The organism is Natranaerobius thermophilus JW/NM-WN-LF (assembly GCF_000020005.1).
In the GTDB taxonomy this organism is placed as follows: domain Bacteria; phylum Bacillota; class Natranaerobiia; order Natranaerobiales; family Natranaerobiaceae; genus Natranaerobius; species Natranaerobius thermophilus.
Genome location: NC_010718.1, coordinates 1,567,650 through 1,594,240, shown reverse-complemented (window position 1 = coordinate 1,594,240; position 26,591 = coordinate 1,567,650). Strand labels below are relative to the sequence as shown.

Genomic DNA, 26,591 nt, shown 5'->3' with positions numbered 1-26,591 from the left:
GTATATATTTTTTTAAAAATGGATAAAATAATTAGGTTATGCTATCTATTTTCTAGTATATTTAGTGCTATACACTAGATTTTTTCTAGTATTTATAAAAATAGTAGGAGTACATTTTCGCTATGATAATGCTTATTAAACAAAAAAAGGATTGAACCTAATATATGACTCAATCTTTAGTAGTTAACTAAATTAATTTGTCAAACGTTTGAAGGTCAGAAAAATACATAAGGTTTTATTTTGCTATTATCTAGTATATTTGTCAATATAAACTGGATTTTCTCTAATACTCAAATTGTTTACAGGAAGTAGCTAACTTTTATGTTAAAATCTCATATCAAAATAGAACGAATTTGTATAATAAACAGGAATTTTTATCCAATGTCACGAATTATTTAAAATAATGTTACACAATATTTTGACTTTTGAATTAAAGTTATTCTTTGAAAAAGAAGAGAGTAGGGGATGGGCTATGTTGAAGATTTGGAAAACACGTAAAGTCTGTACTTCAAAACTATGGTATGGAAAAAGACTTCGAAGATGGTAAAGAATATTATTATATATACAAAAAAGGTGATATGACAAAAATTTATGATTACCTAAAACGTTTGTGTAATGACTTAAATTAAGCACTAGAAATCAATTCTAGCTTAATTCCATATACATTTATCTTTGTTATACATAGGAGTGATCAAAATTAGAGTTGCAAAGATTAAAATTAATAATTTTAGAGGTATAAAATTTAGTGAGTTAATATTTCCTGAGCATACAGTTTTTGTAGGCGATAACAATTCAGGTAAATCTACAATTTTAGAAGCACTTGATTTAACTTTAGGACCAGAAAGATTGTTCCGAACCCCAGTAATTGACGAACATGATTTTTACGCAGGAGAATATCTAGATAATGATAATAATCCCATAAATATAGAAATTGAAGTAGTAATTATAAATCTTAACGAAGAGCAATCACGTTACTTTAGAAATAATATAGAGTGGTGGGACCAAGATGAACAAGCACTTATAAACGAACCTCCACCCGAAAAAACTGATAAAGAATCTGTACAACCTGCATTAAGAGTTAGATTTGAAGGAAATTATGATTCAGAAGAAGATGATTTTTTTGGCCGTACTTATTATGCCTCACCTGAAGTTGAAGATGGAAGCATGACATCCTTCACAAAAAAAGATAAGCGATACTGTGGTTTTTTGTTTTTAAGAACTTTAAGGACAGGCTCAAGAGCATTAAGTTTAGAAAACGGTTCGCTTCTTGACATCATTTTACGTTTACAAGAATTAAAGCTACCTATTTGGGAAGAAATTTTAAAACAGCTTGATCAACTAAAAATAGCCGCTCCTGATTCTGAAATCAATCAAATTCTAAGGGAAATTGAAAGCTCTATTCACTCCTTTGTCCCCAATGAATGGGCTAATAATCCTCAAATGAAAGTTTCAGGTTTAACTCGGCAAAACTTAAAGAAAATAATCACTTTTTTTATGGGTACTGGAGCTACAAGATCAGATGGATCTGAACATTCAGCCCCTTTTAAATATCAAGGGACAGGTACTATTAATACCATGGTTCTAACTTTATTATCAATGATTGCGGAACTAAAACAACAGCAAAATGTTATTTTTGCTATGGAAGAACCAGAAATAGCCATACCCCCTCATACACAGAAACGTATAATCCATAGCATCTGTTCCAAATCTGATCAAGCAATTTTCACTTCACATTCTCCATATGTCTTAGAAGAATTCGATCCAAGCCAAATATTAGTTCTTAGTAAATCTGATGGGATTATTACTGGGAAAGAAGCTACCTATCCACCAAGAGTGAAACCTAAACTATATCGTGATGAGTTTAGAAGAAGGTTTTGTGAATCTTTGCTATCTCGCCGAGTTCTAATTGTTGAAGGTAAAACAGAATACGATGCTCTGCCTACAGTTGCAAGAAGGTTACAACAATTATCACCAGACGAGTTTAAAACTTTTGAGGAGTTAGGTATTTCAGTGATAAATGCTAAAGGTGACTCCTACATTGCTCAACTAGCTGAACACTTTAAAAACCTGAATAAGCAAGTATTTGCTATATGTGATAAACAATCTGATGAAAATAGACAAGCTATTTCTGAGAATGTCGATTTACCACTTGTGTCAGAAGAAGATGGGTTCGAGAATATTGTCTTAAAACACTCTGACGAAGATGCATTAAAAAGATATGCTTTTATGATAGTTGAAGAAGAGTGGCCACCACACCTTAACAATTTAAAGCCAAATGAAGCGATGACTTCTGAAGAAATACAAAAGTCCTTATTTGAATATTTCAAGTGGGCAAAAGGTTCAGGTAGTATTGCGGATTTTCTTGGAACATGTAGCAAAGATGAAATTCCTAACTATATAATTAGCGTTTTAAATAAGATACGAGAGTTTGTTGAAGGTGAAAGTTAGTCCGTAACTTAATATTTGAAAGGAAGAGGTTACTGTGGAATTCTCAAAGCAACAACAAGAATTCTTGAAAGCTGAAGGAAACTGTTTAGTTCTAGGTGGACCTGGTTCAGGAAAAACCACAACTTCATTAATAAAAGCAAAGAATTTAATCAAAAATGAACACTTAAAAAATGAACAAAAAATTTTGTTTTTAAGCTTTGCTAGAGCTACAATAGCTAGGGTAGAGGAACAGGCAGGTTTATATGAATCAGATCTTATTAATAAAAGTATCGAAGTAAATACTTATCACGGATTTGCATGGAATATTTTAAGGAGTCACGGTTACTTACTCAATTCAATAAGCCCTCTTAAAATTCTACCTCCTCAAGAAGCTTGTTCAAGGTTTTCTACCATAAGAGATGGAAAAAGGCGTAGGAAAGAAAAAATAAAACTTTTTAAAGAAGAAGGCGTAGTGGATTTTGATTTATTTGCTGAACTGTGTTATGAATTGCTAAGCAGAAGTGATAAGCTATTAAATGTTATATCTAGTTCATACCCATACATTATTCTCGATGAATTTCAAGATACAAGTTATGACGAATGGAGATTAATTAACATTTTAGGGAAAAGAAGTACATTGGTTGCACTTGCCGATCCAGATCAAAGAATATATGAATTTAGAGGGGCTGACCCTGCAAGAATTAGCGATTATATTAAGGAATTTGAGCCTTTTCAGTTTGACTTTGCTAGTATAAATAATAGAAGTAATGGTACCGATCTAATTCAGTTTGGGAATGATTTACTATCTGGAGCAAATAAAAGCAAAAATTATAGAAACGTAAAAATAATAAAATATGATTTTAAAAAGGGTAAAGGGAGACATTCAAAACTAAAGTATCAAACACTTAAAGTTAGAGATAAATTAAGAAAACATAAAAAAAATTGGTCGTTAGCCATTTTGGTACCGACAAACAACTTAATGGCTGATGTATCAAACTACCTTGGTAGTTGGCAATCTTTTAAAAGTGGCAACAAACTTCCAGGACTCAAACACCATGTTGCTGTCAGTAAAGAAGGTACACTACTTGCAGCAGAATTAATATTAGGAATAATCGAAAATATATCTCTCCAATCTGTTAATGAAGACGATATAATTTCAGATCTTGTAAAATACTTCCGTGGAAGAAAAGGGGACAAATCCCCCACTCAAGATGAACTTAAATTAGTAAGTGCACTTGAAAATTATTTAGAATCAGAAAAAATAAGAGGAAAAAACCGTAAAATACTTATTGCGGATATTAGCAGAATAATAAAAGATAGCAAAAATATTGAACTTACAGGGGATCCTATAAGTGACTGGCATTTTGTTACTGAGATATTAAAGCAATCAGAATCAAAAGTATTTAAAGATCTAATAATTGATGCTTCTAATTTAAAACTTTTATACAGGACATCAAAGATGCTTTCAAAATTAGTAGAGTTATGGCGAGAAAAAAATAGTTATGTTGGTGCTAGAAGAGTATTCCAAGATTTTATACTACAAGAACATTTTATTGCTTCATCAAATGAAATTAACGGGATACATTTAATGACTATACATAAATCTAAAGGAAAAGAATTTGATGAGGTGATCATCTATGAGGGGTTCTACCAAGAAAGGCTAGTTAGACATAGAAACAATGTTGATAAAGCAAGGTTAAATTTGCGTGTCGCTTGTACTCGTGCACGTAGAAACACATATATATTCACTCCTACAAAAGATCCTTGCATTTTAATTGAGTAGACTCAAATGAATAGGTATCTGATAGAATTGAAGTGGAATTTGGGTACCTAGATAATTAAATTATTAATTGATGGAGGTTGATTAGGTGACCATAATTAAGTTTAATTTAATTGAAAACTCTATGGATTCATTTGAAGAAAGCATAAATTATTATATTAAAGGTAAAGAGTACAATGACAGTAGACAATATAAATATTGTATATTACTTCTTCACCATAGTGCTGAATTGCTACTTAAAGAAGTTTTAAGACAGCAACATGACTCTCTTATATTTGAAGATATTGATAAAATTAATGAAAATAATACTTACGATAAGACAATAAATTTTTCTCAAGCCTTAAAAAGAATGAAAAATGCTTGTAAAATTGAGTTGGAGCAGAGATACCTTCAATATTTAGATGATTTATCTAAATATAGAAATCGAATACAACACTATGAGTTTACAATAGAGCATGAATATGCAAAGAGAATAGTAATTAACTCATTTATTACTATAAAATACATTTTAAAAAATATTTTGGGGGAAAGTTTTGAAGACTATGATGGTATAGTTAGTTTAGAAAGTTTAAAAGAATTAGAACAAGATAAAGACTACCTACAAAAGTATAGAAAAGACGTAAATAATGAAATTAAAAGAAAACAAATGGAGGTATTAAGATTAGAATATGCACCTGAGAAATTTCTAAAAATACCTTGTCCAAATTGCTCAGAAAAACTGTTGACTAAAAGTAACGATAATACCATTGAATGTCGATTTTGTTTTAGTGACTATGAGGATAGAAATGTTTTATTTGGAGAAGATGAGATGCTTATAATTAGAGACACAATTTTAAGAGAGCTAAAAAGAAGAATGATAGATATAAATCTTAAAATATGTCCAACTTGTGATTATGAGAGTTTATTGTATATACCCTACAAAGAAGTATGGGAGTGTTTAAGTTGCAATGATGAGTTTATTAGCTGGAATTGTGATGACTGTGGAGAAACATATCCTGATAGATACCTAAGACTTGCTGCAATATTTAATGGAGAAAATCATGATTATTATAGTATCTGCTCAGATTGTTCTGAAAGCTCTCAATACGAAGTGTTAAGTTAAATTAGTTTGTTGGCTATATAATTATTTTTTTAAAGTTAATCTGTAAACCATTTTAATTCTTTTATTTGTCAACACTCCACATAATTTTTTTCTCAAACCCCAAATAATTCCTACTTCCCGCCCATTACGGGTTTTGTAGAATAGTTGTAGAATAGATAGTTAAGACGTTACAGATGATTAACTTGGGGGAATGTCGGAATATCATTAGAATAGGAAATGAAACAACAGAAAATTAAAGATGAAGATATTGATGTCATAGTCCAATTAAGGGGTGAATTTAAACCAAGTTCACTACTATACTGTTGAATTGTGGAGGTAGTTATATATGAAAACAGAAAGAAAAGATGTTCAATTCCCTTTATGGCGGAAAAAAGTAGATTCATCACTTTTTAATGATAAGGGCACAACAATACCAAAATGGGTATGTAACATGTGGAATATTCAAAATGAATATTATGACTGCACTTCTAAAAAGCATGAAAAAGCACAAGTTAGTGTATACTTTGAAAATATATATTATGAAGGGCAAGTTACTGTAGCATCTAAAGGACGTAAAACACCAGCTTATAGACTTTGGTTTTCTGATGAGCTTTTATATAGATTGAAAGATGTTTATTTAATGAGCTATATGAGAGATATTGAAATTAGGTTACGAGAAGAAAAAGATAATATCGAAGAAGAAATACCATTCTGGGAGTTTCTTGATATAGAATATGATGAAGACAATAAAATATTTTATTTTGTTTCTCATTATACTCAAAAACCTAGTTTCCCAGAGTTATTTAGAAGAATGATAGAATCACCAACACTGCATAAAATTGATGATGAATTAAGGGATAAAACTGATTTTAGAATATATAAACAAAATTGGAAACCTAGAAAAGATATTGAAACAGAAATAGGTGCTGAAAATATAATATATTTTTTGATTGATACAACAAATAAGCTGTTATATATTGGTGAAGCAAAAGATTTGGTTAAAAGACTTAAGTTTGGTAAGCACAAAGAAATACCATATTGGAATTATTATAGATACAATGTTTTACCCGATGAAATATCTTCAGACAATCAAAGGAGAGCAATCGAAAGAATGATTATAAGAGATTATGCAGCATTGTTGAGTAATAAGAAGGGTGTAGATAACATACTTATTTCAGATTATAAATTGGCCAATATAAAAATAGATTTTTAATTCTTTTAGCGGAACGTTAGGATGACATGTTCAATTGCTTCCATACATAGTTTGCAGTTTTCATACGGTATACAAATATTAGAACTTTTTATCCAAGGTACGTTTAAAGGAGGGAAGCAATTATTGAGAGTAAGTCTATAGATTTTGTAAAGGACTGGCAGGAAGAACTTATTAAAGAGATGAAAGAAGTAGGATTAGAATTTTCTACTGAAGAACACGAAAAGGATAAACTAATAATTAAATATCTTAATTATTTAAGAAAAATAGAAATTCAAGAAGCTAAATATATATATAAATCAAAAGAATTCTATTGCCCACCAGAACACGAAAAAGGCTTAGAAAAACTTATAGATACGATTGAAAAAGAAAGAGATATCTCCCCTTACCTTAGTACACGTGCAAAGCAATTAAAAGATGATGGCATGTTTAATGATTGGGGGGTACTTCACTTACATTTAGGAAATAATTTGGACAATAGAGGTTATATCGAGAGAACAGGACCTATTTTATTTGCTTATTATAATAATCAGGAAAAAGCAGCTTATTTAATTAATATATATGAACATGGAAATTGGGCAAAAAAAGATGTGTTGCAAATCATGTATGATAACTGGCCTTGGGTGTTAGACCCCTTTAAACTAAATGGGGTTTCAGCTGTAACCCCTGATTTTGAAGAAGATGAACATTTGAAATTGAGAAAATCAGGTGGAAATATATTAATTAACTTACAAGATGAAAAAGGAAATTTATTGCCAATCGCACCGCCTGGATGGGGTATAACTACTGCTGGAACTTCGGTTGCAGATGTTATGATTTATCAAAAATTAGTGCAAGAAATTCAGGATTTGGAAAAGTTAGTTAAAGAAAATACAGAAAAGATTATAAAGCAAATGAGACAACAAGGGGTTATAGCTCCTGAAGGACCTAATTTTAAGCTAGTTAAGATTTCTGGGAAATGGTATGTAAAAGAAGTGAATACAAATTGTGCCTTAAACCTAAAAATTATTGATCCAATGCAAAAAGAACTTAACTAATGATCAGATAAAATGCCTCTTTCATAAACATTGAATAATCGATTTAGTAGTTTTAATACAAGATGGTATTGTAGATCGGTTGTGGTAAGTCCAAGCATTTACAAACAATGCGAACGGTATTTTTTAAGGAGGAGGAGAAGAATATTTGAGTTATAGTATTTTACCGAAAAAACACTGGAAAAAACATGATTATCTTCTTTATTCTTATGATATCTTGGGCAACATGTTGAGACAAGCTGATTCTAAAAGTCTATCTACTGTAAAATTTAATTTAAAAGAAGATGAAGTTGAGTCGTTTGAAAATGCAGAAGATATTTTTGAATGGTTAGATAATAACGGATATCATAAAATTGCTTTATCACAATTTACAAGTCATGTATTTTTCTCATTACTTAAGGATTTTTGCTACTATATTTATGAATCTATTAGTTGTTCTGAAAGAGGTAAAGTAACAGTTGCTTATAGTTTATTAAGAAAACCATTAAGAGATAATTTATTATATTTAGAGTGGTTACTAGCTAATAATGAGGAATTTTATCAGAAAATTATGTACCAAGATATTGATGAGTATGATGTCTCAAATAGGAAAGTTTTTACAAATGAAAGGGTTAAAAAGATTATAAAATTAGCAAGTTCAAAAAGTTATATGGGAGAAAGTTTAAATACAAATAATTTAATATACAAATTTAGATTTGAAAGCAAAGAAGAAATGAGTTTACAAAAAATATGGAACAGATCGATGCACATAGTAACTCGATCTAATAATTATAGGACTGAAAGAAATAATTTGAATTTTATATTTGCTAATTTAGATGATTGGAATAAATTTTGGGACTATTATTATACTGTACTTCCACAATTAATGGCTTATGTATTAGAAATTTGTGAAGCTATTTTTTTAAGTATATTAGAGGTAGATGAGTTTAATATTTTATTAAATAGGATGATTAGATTAGCCAAATATTCTGATGTATCAGAATTTATTGAAACAAGCATGTTTAAAAATAACCCTTCTAATATTTTAGAAATATTAGACGAGCAGAATGCTTCAATAACATTTGAATGCGAATTATGTAATGAAGTAATAGAACTAAACAAAGATATTTTAAATCAATTTATATATAATTGGTTTGTTACGTGTACATCGTGCCATGGGAAACACAACATATGTAGATATTATACTAATTTTGATGTAAAAGAGAAGTAAGACTGTATGCGATCACTTATAGCGGCATATATTTTTAATTAAATTTTTAGATAGGAGGAGTCTTTGATTAAGCATTTAAAAAATTTTTTTGTGAGTAATCAAAATAAAGATGAAACAATGCTTAGTAATAAAATATGTGTTAATAATGACATTATTGAAACTTTGAGAAATTATATTATTAAGGATTCTAATGATTTTGCTATCGTTCTTACAGGGCCTTGGGGATGTGGAAAAACTTTTTTTTGGAATAATTACCTTTCAGAAATAGTTAAACAAGAGAGTAAAACACCTGTATATGTTTCTCTGTATGGTGTAAAAGAAGTCAACGAAATTGATGTTAAGATATTTTTTGAAATTTTTTCTTCACTTCCATCAGTAAAAAAATCTGTGCGAGAGCTTAAATTTAATAAAGAACATGGAAAAATGTTATTAAACACTGCTAGTTCTTTTGGACTGTTAAAAAGAGATAAATATAGAGTCAATGTGTCCGAATTATATTCTCTAGGAAAAGTTGTTTTGTGTTTTGATGATCTTGAAAGAAGTAGTTTAACAACAAAAGAAATATTAGGTCATATCAATAATTATTTAGAACGTGATAACATACCAACTATTATAATAGCTAATGAAGAACAAATAGAAAAAGATGATGATTATTTTGATTTAAAGGAAAAAAGTATCGGTAGAACTATACGCATTAAAAACGACCCAAATTTAATCCTATATAATTTAATAGAATCATCCTTTAAGAATAACAGATATGCAGAGTTTTTATTAACTCATCAATCACTAATATTAGAGACTTTTAAAAAAAGCGAAATGGAAAATTTCAGAATAATAAAGCAAACTTTACACGACTTTGAATTAATCTATAATGAATTAGATAGTAATTACAATAAAGAAAATTTAACAATTATTGAAAATGAAATAGAAAATATGCTTTGTTTCACTTTATCTTGTTCATTTGAGATAAGAAAAAATAGTAGTATTAGTTCTGCTTTGCACAACATTAAAAGTAATCAGGAATTTATGTCGCTTATAATACAATATTCTATGGAAAAAGCTATGAAAAAGGATACTCAACAGGAAGAGCCTACTAGAGCAAGTCTGTTAGACGATTTCAGAAGAAAATATTTTGGTTATACTAATTTTAAAAAAGTTAGGATTTTCTTCGAATCCATTCATCTTTTTATAACTACGGGAATATTTCATAAAAATGATTTTAAAAAAGAAATCACTAAAATAATACAAGATAAGCAACAAGAAATTTCGGATCATAATTTAATATTTGATTATACATTTACAAACCCTGAACAAATTTGTGAAGAATTTTTTGATGAAGCTTTAAAGAATACAATAATAAAATTATCAAATGGTGAAATGTATTTAAGTGAATACCCAAAAGCCTATCTTACATTTAGAAACATGTCTAAAATAATTGAACTGCCTCTTGATTCTGATAGTCTAAAACAATTTATTTTGAATGGTATGATAGAATCTTCTACACAAACTGAACCCAACAATTATTTAAAAGATACTGATCTACATTTTCCGTCAAGTATATATAAAGATTTATCGTCAAAAGAGTCAAATGATTTTAAAGAAATAGAAGATAAATTAAAAGAACTAAATGATGAATTGAAAAGTCAATTTTACAAAAATAAATCGAAAATGGTATGTGAATGGTTTGAAAAGGAGGAGAAAAATGAACTTTGGAATATTTTTAACGATCCTATTGATTATTGGTACTATAGCTTATCTACTGAAGATATTAGATCCATTTTATGTGATAGCTCAATAAATATGGTTAATTATTTATACGAACTGCTAGAGTATAGGCAAAAAAACTTTGATTTAAATGAAAATGAGTTAGCTTTCTTAAAGGAAATGTATAATATTATAAATAATTTATTACAAGATAATACTACTTCTAAATTAAGAAAAATTATACTATATAAAATCAAATTAACTTTAGAAAATAAGTTGAATCTCAAATAGGCTCTTATTTGCAATAACATAAAAGGGGTAATCTTGATGAGTGAAGTAACATGGGATAATAATAAAATACCGTATTTAAATGGTGAAAAAGTGGAGATACCGAATATTAAAATAATAGATGAGTTGGGACAAGGCAAAAACGCTGTTGTATTTAAAGGAGAAGAAGACTATTCTAATAGAATTGTTGCAATTAAAGTTTGGGTGCCAAGAAATCCCAAGTTTAAAAAACCTGATCCTAAACGTTTTTATGCAGAAGTTAGAAAAATGGCTAGTTTAAATAGCAATAAAATTGTAAAAGTTCATTATCCTGATATTACCAAGGGTAACAGCTTCTATTATATGGTTATGGAATATATTCAAGGTAATACTTTAGATGAGTGGTTAAAGGATATTAATAACAATAAAGAATTTATATTAAGAAAATCTATATTAGATAGTATTTTAACAGGTTTAAATGATGCCCATGAAAAAGGAATAACTCATGGAGATTTACATCCTGAGAACATTATGATAACAAAGTCGTATGATGTCAAAATTCTTGATTTTAGCACCAGTTTATTTGCAAAAAGCAATAAAGAGTCTGTATTCAAGCAAAATGAAAAATTATTAAGTACTTCTTTTAAACTTCTTCATGAGGAAAAACAGTTAAACTTATTAGATATTGAAAAATACGATGACTTTCCTCAAAAAACAACATGTCAAGCTATTTTTTCTTTAAGTGAAATAATAAGAGCTATTGAAAATTACAAAGAAATTATAAAAAATAAACAGATAGATTCAGCAGATGAACTTGAATTAGTTTCTGCAGTTAGTCTTCACATGGTAAAGATCCCTCTATTTAATTTTTCAAATATATTAAAAGAACTAAAAACTCTAAAACTTTCCCAAGGTTCAATTGAACAGTTTTTAGGACAAGTTTACTATTTTAGTAAACAATATATTAAAGACCCTAACATTTCAACTATTAGGACAGTTCCCTTGTCTTTAAATGATAAAAATATAAATTTAACGGCTAATAAATATAAAAATTGGAGAAAAACGTATATCAAAAAAATTAAGGCATTTAATGAAAGGGTTGATACCAAATTTTAGGATTATTTGAAATTTAAAGAATCAAAAGTTGATTGGGGGTTGTTTTTATGAATCATAGTACAAATACATCTCATAAAAAACATTATTGTTACACTCTCTTTAAAAATTTTGATAAAATTTTAGCTGAATTGGACTTAGTCTATCAATTAAATCATAATCCTGAGAAGGGTAGAGAAGCCGAAAAAATTTTGTCAGCATTTTTAAGCGAATATATACCTAAAAAATATAAAATAAGTACAGGATTTGTATTAAATCATAACAGAGGAATAAGCAACCAATGTGACATATTAATTTATGACGATATTGAAATGCCAAATTTATTTTCAGGTCATGCAAATAAAGTAATTCATATCTTGAGTTTAAGAGCAGTTATAGAATCAAAAATGAATTTAAGTGATTCAAATATGATTACTAAAGAAAACGAAAAATTTGAATCTATAAAAAAACTATACAGAGAAGATCCAGAGATCAAAAATTTATTATATGGAGAACCCTTAACGATACTGTTTGCTTATCGTAGCTATTTAGATGAACAAAAATTATTAACTGCTTTGAATAAACTAGAAAACAAAAATATCGATTTAATATTCTGTGCCAATTTAGGTGTATTTGACTATTATTACGATGAGGAAAAGAGAGAATACAAATATCGTAATATACTAGGGCAATCTTCTGGTTGGAACGACCCTTATACAACTGAAGAAAATTATAAGGTGACAAAAGAAAAAGTCGCTTTTGCTTTGTTTTATTCGCAACTTCTAGATAAATTAAGTCAAATTAAATTGACTAAAAATTTTGATGACGATTTTTCATATTTGAACCTTTTCATGCAATCTTCTCTATATTTAGATTAATTTAAATTATTTTTCGTAGTGATCAAGGAATTGAGACATTATTTATTACTTAAATTTTACAAGTGAGGTAGGGGCTTAATAAAAAATTGTATGCTGAATCCAAAAGTCCTTTAACTATAACCTTTATTAGTTTACATAATATTGTTCTTACTTAAAGTATTACTTTTTTAAATAATCAAACTCATATCAAGCTAATATTTATAGTCATTTGAAATCCAGTTTTATTTTTAAATAATAAACTTAAAGACTCTACAAGAAATTTCTCACTTTAGATAATTTGTGTTTTGCTAATTAAGCAATCCTTGATTTAAAATTCTGGTGTTAGTATAAATTCTTGGACACATCATGGTTAAGTCACTTACAATATTAATAACGAAAGGATGTGTCCAGTAATGAGTAATAAGCGATATAATGAAGACTTTAAAAGAACAATTGTAGATTTATACCATTCAGGTAGTTCTGTAAGGGATTTGTCTAGCGAATATGGTGTGACAGAGGTTACTATTTATAAATGGATCAAAGATTTCTCTCCAAACCAACAATCTGGCAGTGAGGGAGCCACTTCAAAAGATATGGAAGAAATGCAAAAAGAAATGGCTCGCTTGAAAGAGGAGAATGAAATCTTAAAAAAGGCTATGACCATATTCGCCAAAAAGTAGACAATACAGAGCTTACTGAATTTATAAAAGAACAAAAGGACGAGCATACTATCAAAGCTATTTGTGATGCTCTAAACTTTCCGAGAAGTACTTATTACGAAACAATAAATCGAGTTGAATCTAATCGTGACAAAGAAAACAGAGAACTATTAGATCAAATAACTCAAATTCATAAAAACAGTAAAAAGCGATATGGTGCACCAAAGATCTACACTGTGCTAAAAAATAAAGGCTACAAAGTTAAGTACTTAGACTTCAAATCAGCTGAAATTGCTCTATTTAGGTTCATTGAGAGCTGGTACAACAAAACGAGAATTCATGGAAGTTTGGAGTTTTTAACTCCTCAACATGTTGAGGATCTAGCAAAGCAATCTGCTTAATACTTAACTTTTGGTGTCCAAAATTTTGACCTAAGTCCATTCAACTTATTTATCTTGTCTTGGTGTTAAGTTATTGATAAAATTTAGTTTTAAAATTTAGATTTAATTAATTGTTTAGTTTATCTGTGATCAAATTTTGTTTTCACTTGAAAACAACCCAGTAGACTAATTCTTACTAAACCCCAAAATTATTGCCCTTCATATTTGCCCGTGAAGGGCTTCCTATTTTCTTCAGAGGGGAATAGTATGGCTTAATTTTGCTATGCATTTAATAGAAGGGCTTAAATACGATACAACACACATTAAAATACAAATAACTAAAAATATGTGTTGATCGGCAGATTTTCTTGTAATAAATCTAAAAATCTTAATAATTCAAAATTGATCAAGTTTGGATAAGATAACAATTAACAAGATATGATTACAATCCAATCGAAAGAAAAGTACAATATAAAAAATTGAAAATAAGATGACGATCGAAAATCTAGTTGACCAGCTTTTCAACTTAACTAAAAAATACTTTTGTTTCAGGTAGGGGAGGGAGCCAAATTGAAATTTATCTTGCGTTCCATAACCATTTTATTGCAGCGTAATCATAATTCTTGTTTGAAATCACAGGCTCTCTCCCTTTAAATTTTCCTAGTTTACATAAGATTTATTATAGGACGTTAAGGGTAAAATTAAAAAGAGGCCTGCAAGGCCTCATAAATTCATAAACAATAGTTATTATCCCAGCCGAAATTAGTTATCCCGGTTTAAACCGCATCCCACATAACTAAAACCTTTTTCTATTTTTGTTATTATAATTAATTGCTTTCAGGAACTTTGATTTTCTCACCAACTGTTATATTTGCACAATCCATATCATTTAACTGGCGGATTTCTTCAATGGATTTTCTGGGATCTTGATTTTCATTTGTATGTTCAATAGCTATGTTCCATAATGTATCACCTTCATTAATAATAACCTTTTCATATTCTAATTCATCATCATTTGCATCTTTATTTTGATAACTTACCTTATCTTCATTAATAATATCATCTTGTTTATCTGATGCTAAAATTGTTGTATGTAATAAAACACTTGTTATTGCCACTATTGCGAATATAAATATAATTAAACATATGGACTTTTTCTTTAACTTAATTCTATTTTTTCCATTTGATTTGTTTGTTTCATAAATACTAGCTGGCATTAATATTCACCCCTTTGAATTTACAATTTCTTATTCCAGTTCTAATCAATCAATCCTAAACTATCCTAATTATCTATCATTGATTTTGATTTGTACGATACCAAACAAGCGTTCGATTGGTTAATTACATTATATCAAACACCTGTTCGATGTCAAGAATGTTCTATAGTTTATTAGAACATATGTTTTGACTTACATTATCTGGAATGATATACTTAATTCAAAGATTTAGTGTATTGAAAACGTGGGAATTACGCTTGTCTATTATATCTTATTAAGGGGTGAGCATAATTATGAGCAAAAAATCAAATAAACCAATGCAAATATATAATTTTATAAATGACTACGCATCAAAAAATGGATACCCGCCTTCTGTTAGAGAAATTTGCCAAGGGGTTGGATTGAGTTCTACATCAACTGTACATCTCCATTTATCTAGTTTAGAAAAACAAGGTTATATTAGAAGAGATTCAACTAGACCCCGAGCCATTGAAATATTATCAAAGAATAATAATAAAAATACTGATCAAGAGAAAAGTAACAACAATGAAAAAATCGATAATGAAGATTTGAATACTACGAAAATTCCTATAGTTGGCCAGGTAACCGCCGGTGAACCTATATTAGCAGAAGAAAACATTTTAGAATACTTCCCCATACCAAAACAGTTGAGTTACGGAAAAGAGTTGTTTATGTTACAGATCAAGGGTGATAGCATGATAGAAGCAGGAATATACGATTCAGATTTGGTGATTGTCAATAAGCAGAATACTGCTAATAATGGAGAGATAATCGTAGCTTTATTAGAAGATGAAGCAACAGTTAAGAGATTCTATAAAGAGAATGAATACATTAGGCTTCAGCCTGAAAACAAAGCTTATTCACCTATATATTCAAGAGATGTTAGCATAATAGGAAAAGTAGTTGGTCTATTTAGAAACTTTGCCGAACAAACACTATAAGCAATTTAACTTGAAACTAACTCACAAAAAAACTCCCCAATCAGTTACTCAAGTTATCACTGATTGAGGAGTTTTTTATGTATTTTACTTATGATTCTTTAGATACATAATTTGCTGCAATTAGGCTTCCTAAAACAGCATGTGGAAAAGTAAGTCCTCCCTGCTGATAAACTCGATAGGGAGGTCGTAGGGGGGCATCAGCACTTAATTCCAATGAAGCACCTTGAATAAATGTTCCGGCTGCCATCATTACAGGACAGTCATAACCAGGCATCTCCCCTGGTTCAGGTGCTATCTGACTATCTACCACACCTGCTTTTTGAATACCAGTAATGAAAGCTTTTAACTTATCTTCGTTATGCAAACTTATCTCTTGTATGATATCTCCCCTCTTATCTTCAGGATGAGGTGATACACTATAGCCAAGTTCTTGAAACAAGCCTGCACTAAATATTGCTCCCTTTACAGCAGAGGCCACTGTTGTAGGAGACATATATAAACCCTGTATAAATAAACGATTAAATTCTTCGGGAGTAGCTCCCATGTCCCTCCCCAGTCCAGGAGCAGTCAGTTCATAGGAAACACGCTCTACTAAGTCGGACTTTCCAGCTATGTATCCGCCATAAGGGGCTAACCCCCCTCCCGGGTTTTTTATCAATGAACCCGCCAGCAAATCAATTTCCAATTCTCCAGGTTCATTGTGTTCAACAAATTCACCGTAGCAATTATCTAAGAAAATTTTCGTGTTGGGACTGGCCTCTTTAATTAAAGATACCAATTTTTTAATATCCTCATTAGTTAAAGTTTTTCTACTGCTATATCCTCTTGATTTTTGAATAAAGGCCACTTCTGGTTGTAATTCTTTGATTCGAGTGTTTACTGCTTGATAATCAATTAAGCCTCCCTCAGTTAAACTCACTTCTTTATAGTTGATTCCTTGTTCTATCAAGGAATTAGAAGGAGCATCCTGAGTAATCCCTATTAATTTGGCCAGAGTATCATAAGGCCTTCCAGTAACAGAGAGTAAAGTATCACCTTGATTTAAAAGACTTGCTAAACAGCTATAAATAGTATGGGTACCCGATACCCATAAATGCCGAACTAGGGCATCCTCAGTACCCATAACCCTAGCCATTAAATCATCAACAAATTCTCTTCCAAGATCACCGTAGCCGTAACCCGTACTACCAGAAAAGTGATGTTCACTTAAACCTAATTCCTGCATTGCATTGATAACTTTTAATTGATTACTGGCACAGGTATTATCAATTTCGCTGAATCTGGTAGTTAGTTCATACATAACTTTTTCAGCTGCATTTAGTACATCTTCATTTATATCCCATCTCTCTGACTTCTTTATATAATCCAACAATATTTCCCACCTCCTAATATATACAGCTCTTTCATTTCCCGGGTAAGCGCAAATCTCAGCAATTATTGGCATTTTTTCTATTTATATCATGGCATATATTATGAATTTTATCTATTGTTATTTGATATTGTCAAATTATGAAGAGCCAGGATGATCAATATCTTCGGCTTTTAGATAAATTAAGTCATTTTTTTTGATTTTTTCCTTATTGATTAGTCTAATCGCCTGTCTTCGGATACTTTTCTCTATTAGATTACGGATAAAACGGGCATTGGAAAAGTTTATTTCCCTTTGAGATAATTCAGAATTTATTATTTCAAATAAATATTTCCTAGCGACTTTATCCATATAGTATTGTCTTTCTTCTAGCATTTTCTCAGCAATAGCAAGCAATTGTTCCCCAGTATAATTGGGAAACTCAATATGAATAGGAAATCTACTAGATAAGCCGGGATTAGATTTTAGAAATAATTTCATTTCATCTTTATAGCCTGCTAATATTACAACTAGGCGGTCTTTATAGTCTTCCATGGATTTCACCAAAGTATCTATAGCTTCTTTCCCAAAATCAGTACTGCCACCTCGTGCAAGAGCATAAGCCTCGTCAATGAACAAAATTCCTCCCAGTGCATTGTCAATTTGTTTTTTAGTCTTTTGAGCAGTCTGGCCAATATACTCGCCTACCAAATCGGCCCTCTCGACTTCCACTAAGTGACCTGATGGAAGATAATCAAGTTCTTTAAAGATTTCTCCTAGTATTCTTGCTACTGTAGTTTTACCTGTCCCTGGAGATCCCATAAAAAGCATGTGCAAAGTCTGTGATTCGACTGATAAATTTAGCTGCTGCCTTTTATTCTGGATTGCTATATATGCACATATCTCATAAATATTGCGTTTGACTTTTTCCAGACCCACCAATCGTTCCATTTTATTTAGACTTCTTAGTACATTATCACTTAGATGAAAAAAGCTTTCTCCATTGCTGTTAATCCCTGAATTTTCATTATTAAATACTTTTGAATTATCTTTGGCCATTGATTCATGAGAAAGAATGTATTGATCACTATCTTCGGTTTTCCCATTTATATTTATCTTTACCATAAATAAAACCACCACCTTTTTGATGGCGTGGTTCAAAAATTAGATAACTCTATTTTATTGTACGTAATATCAAATAAAAAAGTTAATATTAAATTCGTAAATTGCAATATTTAATTACACTATAAATACACTTTCTTTTTCATCCATTTCCAGGAATAAGTTGTTAATATTAAAACTAGCGCTAATTCTGTTACCAAATTAATAACAAAAACACTTACAAATAATTCACCACTTAAATTTCCTAATGCGTGATATAATACCACAACAAAAGCTATCCTTCCACTTTTATTATACAACCAAGCATAAATTGGCGATCCTACCAGTATACCGATATGAAAAGACCAAAATGCTGTTGTGCCCACTCCTAATTGATATTGATATGTACCCTCCATAAAAAATAAAGGTAAGTGCCAAATTGCCCAGAAAAATCCGATAATCAAACTAGCTAGAATAATAGGAACTCGCCTCTGCAGTCCTTCTAAGGCATAAGCTCTCCAACCTATTTCTTCCATTCCACCAATAATTACTCCAATTAAAATAAACATCATGGAGCCAATATCAAAAAAGCCTTGTTGGTCATACAGGAAATTATTTAACAAAATAGATGTAACCCTTAATGCTAATACCAAAATAATTACATATAAATACCATTTAAATTCTAATGTGGCAGGATTTAAAACTCGACGAATAAATTGGAAAGGAGTCTCATCAAGTTCTGTATCCCAATAACCAAGTTTAATTAATATTAATGGTAAAAATAAAGGCCCAAGCCCACCTGTCAGAGATAAAAGAACAGTAGGAAATTGCAAATAACTTTGACCAGTCAAAAACGTCAAACCTAAAAATGTCCAGGTCCAAATAACAGTGCCAATAAGAAAAAACCACGGAGAGGGTTTATTTTTTTCCAACATCTATTAGCCTCCTTGTACAATAGAGTTAGTTTCGCGACATGCTATTTTCATAGTCAAGTAAATTCACTGATCTTTGATAATTTTATACTTGACTACTCATAGCACGTCTTTCTTCTGAGCAACTATAACCTTTTAGAGGGTTTGTCCAACTAAATAAAAAACTCGAATCTCTAATTAGAGAATTCGAGTCTTATATTTCGAGATTTATACTGCTATACAATCAATTTTTAATATTGTTTTAACTTATTACAAATTCTCCGTTTTTATAAATGAGTTCACCATCAGCATAAATTTCACCCTGGGATTTCATATCACATAACATATCCCAGTGTATACTTGAATGGTTTTTACCACCACTTTCAGGAAAAGCACTACCTACAGATAGATGAACGGTACCCCCTATTTTTTCATCGAATAACATATTCTTTGTAAATTTTAATCCTATAATTTGTGCCTATGGCTATTTCCCCTACATATCGGACACCTTCATCGGTATTTAAAAACGCAGTAAGTAAGTCTTGACCTTTAATAGCTTTGGCATTAACAACTTTCCCATTTTGAAACTCCAATCGAATATCCTCAATTTCTTTGCCTTCATAGATACCAGGAAAAGTAAATCTAATATGGCCTTCTACGGAATCTTCAATAGGAGCAGTAAAAATTCACCATCGGGGAAATTTTCTTTCCCGGAACAGTTAATCCACTTGCGCCCCTTGATATTCATAGACAAATTGGTATCTTGGGATATAATTTGTAATTCAGATTTACTTTCTTAATAATCAATAATCTCCTGCTGCTTATCATCTATTTCTTGCCAGTGGAAAATTGGATCCTCTTTGTCTAATAGACCTGCTTGAAACACAATTTGTTAATTCGAGGATCATACATTAGCACTCCTTCTATAAGAGATGTTATTACATCAAATTACTTAATAGGGTTATATTCTAACTGTTAAGTATTGCTTTCCGCAAATTACAAATCCTTTGAGGGATAGTAGAATTAAACCAATAAACAAGAAGTGAATCAACAATCAACTTTAATTTAACAGCACTTTTAAATACAGGTGTCTTTAACTAATTATTTGTTTACATAAAATTCTGTCAAATCACGAGTAAATAAATTCATAATAACTAAAATTAAAAATACATTATGATTTCAAGTTGATTCCAAGTCATTTTTAAATAATTACAATACACGTCAATTACTGTTCTTGATCATTTTTATCGGATTGATCGGAGAAGAGATTGAGAGTTTTACCTGGGATTATGGTACTAACTGCATGCTTATAAATCATCTGTTGTTCACCATTAACCTCCATCAATAGTGTGAAATTATCGAAACTTTTAATTAGGCCGCGAATTTTATAGCCATTGACCAAAAAAATAGTTACTGTAATTTTGTTCTTCCTCACCTGGTTTAAAACATTATCCTGTAAATTAATTGTGTTTTTTGACAAGCTATCGCCTCCAATATAATTTATATATTATATAATTTTTATTACCTAATATCTATATTTCTATGTTATTCCAAATATTCCTTCAAGATCATATCAATAATCTTGTCACAAATTTCACTTTTATCAGTTTCAGTAATATCTAACCATTTTATATTGGGATCCCTTCGAAACCAGGAAAGCTGTCTTTTTGCAAACCTTTTAGTGTTTTTCTTTAACTTTTGAACTGCAGTTTCTAAATCATAATCACCCATTAAATACCCTGCTATCTCTTTATATCCCAAACCTTGCATAGAAGTGAGCTGTAAGTGATAACCGTTTTCTAATAAGTACTTTACTTCCTCCACTAAACCTTGATCAATCATTTGATCTACACGTGTTTCTATTTTGTTATATAATTTGTTTCTATCCATTGTTATGCCAAATATTAATAAATTATAAGGAGAGTCGTATCTTCTCTTTTGTCTTTGGCTGATAGGTTCACCAGTGTAATAATAAACTTCTAATGCGCGAATGATTCTCCTTTGATCATTGGGATGAATTCTATCAGCAGCATCGGGGTCTACTTTTTCTAGTTTCCGGTACAACTGTTCTAAACCATCTTGTTCTGCTTTTTGCTGTAACTCTTGACGATATTTCGTTGATTTAGGAAGCTCATTCATTGAAAAGTCATAAATAAGCGCATCTACATATAAGCCCGTACCTCCTACTAAAAGGGGCAGCTCTTTGTTTTGATAAAGTTGATTCAGAATTGATTTAGCATGTTTTTGATATCTTCCTACACTAAATTCTTCGTCTGGTTCCACATTATCAACTAGATAATGTGGTATCTTGGTTCTAATTTCTTGGGAAGGTTTGGCTGTTCCGATATCCATTTTTTTATATACTTGCATAGAGTCAGCCGAAATTATTCCAGTAGACACAGGTAATCTTTCGGCTACTTTTATAGAAATATCCGTCTTTCCAACAGCTGTAGGGCCTACAATTGCTATAAGAGGTTTTGTTTTTAATATATTTTCACTCAACTTTTGTTGTTCACGGTGTTGATTGTCATATGTGTTCATCATAAATTTTTTCACCCCAATAACTAGCAAAATTTTTTATAGCATTCTGCTAAGTTTATTAAACTCGGTAAAACAGTTTTTCTACATCTGTTCTGGTTAAGTTTATAATTGTAGGCCGTCCATGAGGACAGGTAAAAGGCGTAGGTGTTTCCACAAGGGACTTTAACAAAGATTTTAATTCTTTTGCTCCGATCTTTTCATTAGCTTTAATACTTTTTTTACAAGCAATGGTAATTAACATTTCTTCCAGGCTTGTTATATCCAGATCGTTATCAGGATGTTTTATCAACTGATCAATCAGATCATAAATTGCATCTTGATCGAAGATATCTTTAATTGCAAAGGGAACTCCTCTCACTAATAAAGTGTTTTGACCAAAGAATTCGAATTCCAAGCCACACTGGCGCAGTTTATCTAAATTATCTTCTAGGGCTGTTATACCAGCACTGTCCAACTCTAATGTATAGGGAATAACCTGTTGGCTTTTTAGTTGAGAAGAGCGATATCTATCCATTAATAATTGATAATTTATTCGTTCATGGGCAGCATGTTGATCTATTAAATAAATTTCATCACTAGATTCTAGAATCCAATAAGTAGTAAAAATTTGGCCAACGACGCGATATTCAAGTAAATCATGTAAAAAGTTTTCATTATTATCAGCTAAATCTATGGTATCTATATGATCACTATATGATTCACCACTTGAATCATCACTTAGTTTACCACTTGAATCACCAATTGGTTTACTACTTGGATTACTACCGTAATGAACACTATCACTAGTCTTTTCTTGATCACCTATTTCTTGTGTTTTTTGATGTGTTTCTATATGGTTTTCTGTTTGGTTTTCTATATGGTTTTTTGTGTGGTCTACTTTATTATTAATTCTTGGAATATCATATTCCTGTTTTTCTTTTAAGTAGTTGTTACTAGTTTTAGAAGAAATGTTATCATAAACATTATTATTTAATTGACTTTTAAACTTACTTGAGGTTTTCTCGAAACTGGGAGCATTATTCTTGTTAACACCTCTAAAACGAAGTTGAGAGCCTTCCGGTTTAGTTTGGTTTTTCTTAGTATTATTAACTTTGGGAGCTTGAAAAATCAATTGTTCTTGTTTTAATTTCTCTGTCACAGCTTTTGTTAACATATTTCCAATTTGTTTTTCATTTATGAATCTAACATGTATTTTCGCTGGGTGCACATTTACATCTAATATCTCATCAGGTACTTGAAGTTTCAATATTGAAAAAGGATATCTATGTTTTGGAAGCAATGTATGATACCCTTTTTCTAATCTTTCGGATAAAAAGGTGCTTTTTACATATCTATCGTTTACGAAAAAAGTTTGATAACTTCTATTAGATCGGGTCAGTTCCGGCTTTGCTATGTAACCTGTAATGGTAATACCATCTTGAGAATATTTTATTGGTAACAGTTTTTTCGCAGTTTGATAGCCGTATATATTAGCTATCACTTCTAGCATATCGTTTCTGCCTGAGGTCTGCAAAAGCTTTTTATTCCCGTTTAATGCCCTGAATCTAATATTAGGATTTGCCAGTGCAAATTTATTAATTATATCATGGATTAACGCAATTTCAGTACTTTCTTTGCTGAGAAATTTTAACCTGGCGGGGGTGTTGTAAAATAAATCTTTCACTGCAATATCGGTCCCAGGTGGACACCCCGCACTACCTCGTTGTTGAACTTTCCCCTCTTCAAGGAACACTCTAGTTCCCTCTTTACTATCGTGGCGCCTGGTATTCATTTCAATTTTACTTACTGCAGCAATACTAGCCAGGGCTTCACCCCGAAAACCTAATGTATTTATTTTATCAAGGTCCTTGATACTATTAACCTTACTTGTGGCATGCCTAGAGAAAGCTAGCTCTACATCTTCGGGATGAATCCCTAGGCCATTGTCAATCACGCGAATCAATTCTTTGCCGGCCTTAGATAAGAATATTTGGATATTATCACTACCTGCATCAATGGAGTTTTCAATTAATTCTTTAACTACAGAGGCGGGACGTTCCACCACTTCACCAGCAGCTATTTTTTCTGATATTTCATGTCTCAATATGTTTATCCGACCCATTTGAGCTAACCCCCTATCCCTTTTGATCCCCTTTAGCTTTTTATCTCTTTGGCGTTTTTTAAGTTATAGTCGCCTATTCTTTAAATTTCTGAGCTTTATCGTATAATTCATAAATCTTGTCTAAGGCATCTTTGGGAGATAATTCATCGGGATTAATATTATTTAGTTCTTGAATCAGTTTATTTTTCTCGGCCGATAGATCATCTAAGGTTACTTGATATCCGGTCATAGGAATTTCCGTATTAGTTTCCCGACTTTCCAAATATGATAAGATCTCTTTAGCTCTACCAATAACTTTTCTTGGAATACCAGCTAATCTAGCTACTTGGACTCCATAACTTCTATCGGTACCACCTTTTTCTATTTCTCTCAAGAATATCATATCATCGCCCTCTTCTTTAACAGATACTGAATAATTAACAACTCTTGCAAATTCATCGGCCAGTTCAATCAATTCATGAAAATGAGTTGCAAAAAGAGTTTTACATGCTACCTTGTCTTCTTGGTGTAAGTATTCCACAACAGCCCTGGCAATAGAAATTCCATCAAAGGTGCTTGTACCTCTTCCGATTTCATCTAAAATCACAAAACTATTAGAAGTTGCATTGTTTAAAATATTAGCCACTTCATTCATTTCTACCATAAAAGTAGATTGACCGCTCACTAAATCGTCAGCCGCTCCTACCCTTGTGAATATTTTATCGACAATTCCAATCCGAGCACTAGTTGCTGGTACATAGGAGCCCATTTGTGCCATAACTATTATTAAAGCTACCTGTCTCATATATGTTGATTTACCAGCCATATTGGGTCCGGTTATCAATGCAATCTGTTCCGTTCCATTGTCCAGATAAGTATCATTGGGGACAAATGGCTCTTCCTGGCTGACACGTTCTACCACGGGATGTCTTCCTTCCTTAATGTCAATTATATCTGAATTATCAACCTGAGGTGGAACAAAATCGTACTCTGCTGCAGATGCTGCCAGTGATCTGTAACAATCGAGTTCAGCCAGAATTTTTGCAGCTTCTTGTATTTCTTTTATTCGAGATATAACCTCTGATCTGATTTTTTGAAAAATCTTGTACTCTAAATCAGTCATTTCTTCTTCTGCTTTAAGAATTTTGTCTTCATATTCTTTTAAATCGGGTGTTACAAACCTTTCGGCATTGACCAAGGTTTGCTTTCTTATATAATCCTCAGGTACCAAATCAAGATTCTTTTTAGTTACTTCAATATAGTAACCAAACACTTTATTGTATCTTACCTTGAGGGATTTTATACCTGTTCTTTCCTTTTCTTTAGCTTCTAAGTTGGCAATCCATTCTTTGCCACCCCTTGAAAGATCTTTGATTTTGTCTAGTTCTTCATCAAAACCATCTTTAATAATGCCACCTTCTTTTACAGTCGCAGGGGGATCCGGAACAATAGCAGAATTAATTAGCTCTACAAGATCCATAAGATCAGGAAGCCTGTCCATTAAATCATTTAAAGTTCCGTCTTCATCATTCTTTAACAGATCTTTTACATCTGGCAAAATTTCTAAAGAATTGCTCAATGCTATTAAATCCTTAGGAGTTGCTCTATCATAAATTATCTTTCCTAGTACCCGTTCTAAATCATAAACATTTTTTAAAGTTCTAGCTAATTCTTCTCTGTACATAAAATTGAGGAAAAACTCAACAGCCTGTAACCTGTGATTAATTGCATCCACGTTCAAAAGTGGGTGTTGAATCCAATTCCTAAGCATTCTTCCGCCCATGGCAGTTAAAGTCTTGTCCAATACCCAAAGTAAAGAGCCCTCTTTACGCTGTTGTCTGATGGTTTCGCAAAGCTCAAGATTTTTTCTGGTATTAGAGTCCATAACCAAATAAGATTCTGTAGAATAAGGTTTTACATTTTGCAGATGTTCCAGTGTGGTTTTTTGGGTGTCTATTAAATATTGAACTAAAAATCCACCAGCTATAATCGAACTTTTTTGATCAGCCAATCCAAAGCCTTCTAGGGATTCAACATTAAACTGTGATTTTAAAATATCACAGGCTTTATTAAAAGTGGGTTGGGACTTATTAGTAACTAAAATCCCGTAATTTTTTAATTTGGATAAGATTTTATCTGCCCTAGTCTTCTCCTCATCTATAATAATTTCACGAGGAGAGACTGTTAAGATTTCATCAATAACCTTATCGTAATTAGTTTTAGAAATTTCCGTAACAAAAAAATCGCCAGTAGAAACATCTACTGTTGCTAGTCCAAAATAATTGTGGTCTTCACAGAGTCCAACTAAAAAATTATGTTCTTTTTCTTTCAAAAAGTTACTGTCCAACACAGTACCCGGAGTAATCAGTTGGACTACTTCACGTTTTACAATTCCCTTGGCTTGTTGAGGGTCTTCGACTTGCTCACAAATAGCCACTTTGTAACCCTTGTCCAATAGTTTCCCAATATATGTCTCACATGAATGATAAGGTATACCCGCCAGGGGAATAGGATTAGAATCTTTTTTATCTACACTACGTTTAGTTAAAACTATTTCTAGCTCTTTAGCCGCCAATTCCGCATCCTCAAAGAACATCTCATAGAAATCTCCTACCCTGAAAAATAATATAGCATCAGGGTATTCTTCCTTGATATCTAAATATTGTTGGATCATAGGTGTAATTTTACGGGTGTTTTTAGCCATAACAATTCCCCCTATCAACTAAACTG

General features: G+C 31.1%; 20 protein-coding genes and 1 pseudogene. 12 read left to right on the top strand and 9 right to left on the bottom strand.

Annotation, left to right across the window (positions count from 1 at the left end):
- The first annotated feature begins 687 nt into the window (after window positions 1–687).
- The 11 genes from NTHER_RS07665 (at window position 688) to NTHER_RS16450 (ending at window position 13,722) form a co-directional block, all read left to right on the top strand.
- On the top strand, window positions 688–2,448 hold the full coding sequence (locus NTHER_RS07665) for an ATP-dependent nuclease (protein ID WP_012447969.1): 1,761 nt from the start codon (window positions 688–690) through the stop codon (window positions 2,446–2,448).
- Between the two features lie 34 nt (window positions 2,449–2,482).
- Window positions 2,483–4,210, top strand: a complete 1,728-nt coding sequence (locus tag NTHER_RS07660) for a UvrD-helicase domain-containing protein (protein WP_012447968.1) — start codon at window positions 2,483–2,485, stop codon at window positions 4,208–4,210.
- Between the two features lie 85 nt (window positions 4,211–4,295).
- Window positions 4,296–5,309 (top strand): hypothetical protein, encoded by a 1,014-nt coding sequence (locus tag NTHER_RS07655; protein WP_012447967.1) that lies wholly within the window; start codon window positions 4,296–4,298, stop codon window positions 5,307–5,309.
- 325 nt (window positions 5,310–5,634) lie between these two features.
- Window positions 5,635–6,501 (top strand): GIY-YIG nuclease family protein, encoded by an 867-nt coding sequence (locus NTHER_RS07650; protein ID WP_012447966.1) that lies wholly within the window; start codon window positions 5,635–5,637, stop codon window positions 6,499–6,501.
- Window positions 6,502–6,680: 179 nt separating this feature from the next.
- Entirely contained in the window at window positions 6,681–7,535 is an 855-nt protein-coding gene (locus NTHER_RS07645) for a hypothetical protein (RefSeq protein ID WP_012447965.1), read from the top strand.
- Window positions 7,536–7,680: 145 nt separating this feature from the next.
- Entirely contained in the window at window positions 7,681–8,742 is a 1,062-nt protein-coding gene (locus tag NTHER_RS07640) for a hypothetical protein (protein ID WP_012447964.1), read from the top strand.
- Window positions 8,743–8,805: 63 nt separating this feature from the next.
- Window positions 8,806–10,737, top strand: a complete 1,932-nt coding sequence (locus tag NTHER_RS07635; protein WP_012447963.1) for a P-loop NTPase fold protein — start codon at window positions 8,806–8,808, stop codon at window positions 10,735–10,737.
- 36 nt (window positions 10,738–10,773) lie between these two features.
- A complete protein-coding gene (locus NTHER_RS07630) occupies window positions 10,774–11,829 on the top strand; it encodes a protein kinase domain-containing protein (protein ID WP_012447962.1) in 1,056 nt (351 codons plus the stop codon).
- A 47-nt stretch (window positions 11,830–11,876) separates the two neighbouring features.
- A complete protein-coding gene (locus NTHER_RS07625; protein ID WP_012447961.1) occupies window positions 11,877–12,683 on the top strand; it encodes a DUF6602 domain-containing protein in 807 nt (268 codons plus the stop codon).
- A 392-nt stretch (window positions 12,684–13,075) separates the two neighbouring features.
- Window positions 13,076–13,342 (top strand): IS3 family transposase, encoded by a 267-nt coding sequence (locus NTHER_RS07620; RefSeq protein ID WP_012447960.1) that lies wholly within the window; start codon window positions 13,076–13,078, stop codon window positions 13,340–13,342.
- The gene (locus tag NTHER_RS16450) at window positions 13,327–13,722 is read left to right on the top strand and encodes an IS3 family transposase (RefSeq protein ID WP_148206830.1); all 396 of its coding nucleotides are present in this window, start codon (window positions 13,327–13,329) and stop codon (window positions 13,720–13,722) included. Before NTHER_RS07620 ends, NTHER_RS16450 begins: the two co-directional genes overlap by 16 nt.
- Window positions 13,723–14,528: 806 nt before the next feature.
- On the opposite strand, the gene NTHER_RS07615 is transcribed toward NTHER_RS16450, so the two are convergent.
- The gene (locus NTHER_RS07615) at window positions 14,529–14,918 is read right to left on the bottom strand and encodes a LysM peptidoglycan-binding domain-containing protein (protein WP_012447959.1); all 390 of its coding nucleotides are present in this window, start codon (window positions 14,916–14,918) and stop codon (window positions 14,529–14,531) included.
- Between the two features lie 293 nt (window positions 14,919–15,211).
- Here NTHER_RS07615 and lexA point away from each other — a divergent pair, with 293 nt between their 5' ends.
- Window positions 15,212–15,880, top strand: coding sequence for a transcriptional repressor LexA (gene lexA, locus NTHER_RS07610; RefSeq protein ID WP_012447958.1), 669 nt, complete (start codon window positions 15,212–15,214; stop codon window positions 15,878–15,880).
- Between the two features lie 88 nt (window positions 15,881–15,968).
- Here the strand turns inward: lexA and NTHER_RS07605 are convergent, their stop codons facing one another.
- From NTHER_RS07605 to mutS, 8 genes and pseudogenes are all read right to left on the bottom strand, one after another.
- The gene (locus NTHER_RS07605; RefSeq protein WP_012447957.1) at window positions 15,969–17,252 is read right to left on the bottom strand and encodes a methionine gamma-lyase family protein; all 1,284 of its coding nucleotides are present in this window, start codon (window positions 17,250–17,252) and stop codon (window positions 15,969–15,971) included.
- Between the two features lie 135 nt (window positions 17,253–17,387).
- Window positions 17,388–18,353, bottom strand: a complete 966-nt coding sequence (locus NTHER_RS07600; protein ID WP_012447956.1) for an AAA family ATPase — start codon at window positions 18,351–18,353, stop codon at window positions 17,388–17,390.
- Between the two features lie 119 nt (window positions 18,354–18,472).
- Window positions 18,473–19,264 (bottom strand): CPBP family intramembrane glutamic endopeptidase, encoded by a 792-nt coding sequence (locus NTHER_RS07595; RefSeq protein WP_012447955.1) that lies wholly within the window; start codon window positions 19,262–19,264, stop codon window positions 18,473–18,475.
- A gap of 238 nt (window positions 19,265–19,502) precedes the next feature.
- Window positions 19,503–20,126, bottom strand: a pseudogene (locus tag NTHER_RS16515) (aminopeptidase); the annotation flags it as partial.
- 339 nt (window positions 20,127–20,465) lie between these two features.
- A complete protein-coding gene (gene hfq / locus NTHER_RS07585) occupies window positions 20,466–20,720 on the bottom strand; it encodes an RNA chaperone Hfq (protein WP_012447954.1) in 255 nt (84 codons plus the stop codon).
- Between the two features lie 65 nt (window positions 20,721–20,785).
- A complete protein-coding gene (gene miaA / locus NTHER_RS07580; protein ID WP_012447953.1) occupies window positions 20,786–21,784 on the bottom strand; it encodes a tRNA (adenosine(37)-N6)-dimethylallyltransferase MiaA in 999 nt (332 codons plus the stop codon).
- A gap of 55 nt (window positions 21,785–21,839) precedes the next feature.
- Entirely contained in the window at window positions 21,840–23,882 is a 2,043-nt protein-coding gene (mutL, locus tag NTHER_RS07575) for a DNA mismatch repair endonuclease MutL (protein ID WP_012447952.1), read from the bottom strand.
- 73 nt (window positions 23,883–23,955) lie between these two features.
- Complete coding sequence (gene mutS / locus NTHER_RS07570) at window positions 23,956–26,565, bottom strand: DNA mismatch repair protein MutS (protein ID WP_012447951.1); 2,610 nt, start codon at window positions 26,563–26,565, stop codon at window positions 23,956–23,958.
- Window positions 26,566–26,591 lie beyond the last annotated feature (26 nt).

Excerpts from the sequence above, each read along its gene's own strand:
- NTHER_RS07615 (WP_012447959.1), bottom strand. The coding sequence starts at position 14,918 with ATGCCAGCTAGTATTTATGAAACAAACAAATCAAATGGAAAAAATAGA.
- NTHER_RS07595 (WP_012447955.1), bottom strand. The coding sequence starts at position 19,264 with ATGTTGGAAAAAAATAAACCCTCTCCGTGGTTTTTTCTTATTGGCACT.
- NTHER_RS07630 (WP_012447962.1), top strand. The coding sequence starts at position 10,774 with ATGAGTGAAGTAACATGGGATAATAATAAAATACCGTATTTAAATGGT.
- lexA (WP_012447958.1), top strand. The coding sequence starts at position 15,212 with ATGAGCAAAAAATCAAATAAACCAATGCAAATATATAATTTTATAAAT.
- NTHER_RS07625 (WP_012447961.1), top strand. The coding sequence starts at position 11,877 with ATGAATCATAGTACAAATACATCTCATAAAAAACATTATTGTTACACT.
- NTHER_RS07650 (WP_012447966.1), top strand. The coding sequence starts at position 5,635 with ATGAAAACAGAAAGAAAAGATGTTCAATTCCCTTTATGGCGGAAAAAA.
- mutL (WP_012447952.1), bottom strand. The coding sequence starts at position 23,882 with ATGGGTCGGATAAACATATTGAGACATGAAATATCAGAAAAAATAGCT.
- miaA (WP_012447953.1), bottom strand. The coding sequence starts at position 21,784 with ATGATGAACACATATGACAATCAACACCGTGAACAACAAAAGTTGAGT.
- NTHER_RS07600 (WP_012447956.1), bottom strand. The coding sequence starts at position 18,353 with ATGGTAAAGATAAATATAAATGGGAAAACCGAAGATAGTGATCAATAC.
- NTHER_RS07620 (WP_012447960.1), top strand. The coding sequence starts at position 13,076 with ATGAGTAATAAGCGATATAATGAAGACTTTAAAAGAACAATTGTAGAT.
- NTHER_RS07645 (WP_012447965.1), top strand. The coding sequence starts at position 6,681 with ATGAAAGAAGTAGGATTAGAATTTTCTACTGAAGAACACGAAAAGGAT.
- mutS (WP_012447951.1), bottom strand. The coding sequence starts at position 26,565 with ATGGCTAAAAACACCCGTAAAATTACACCTATGATCCAACAATATTTA.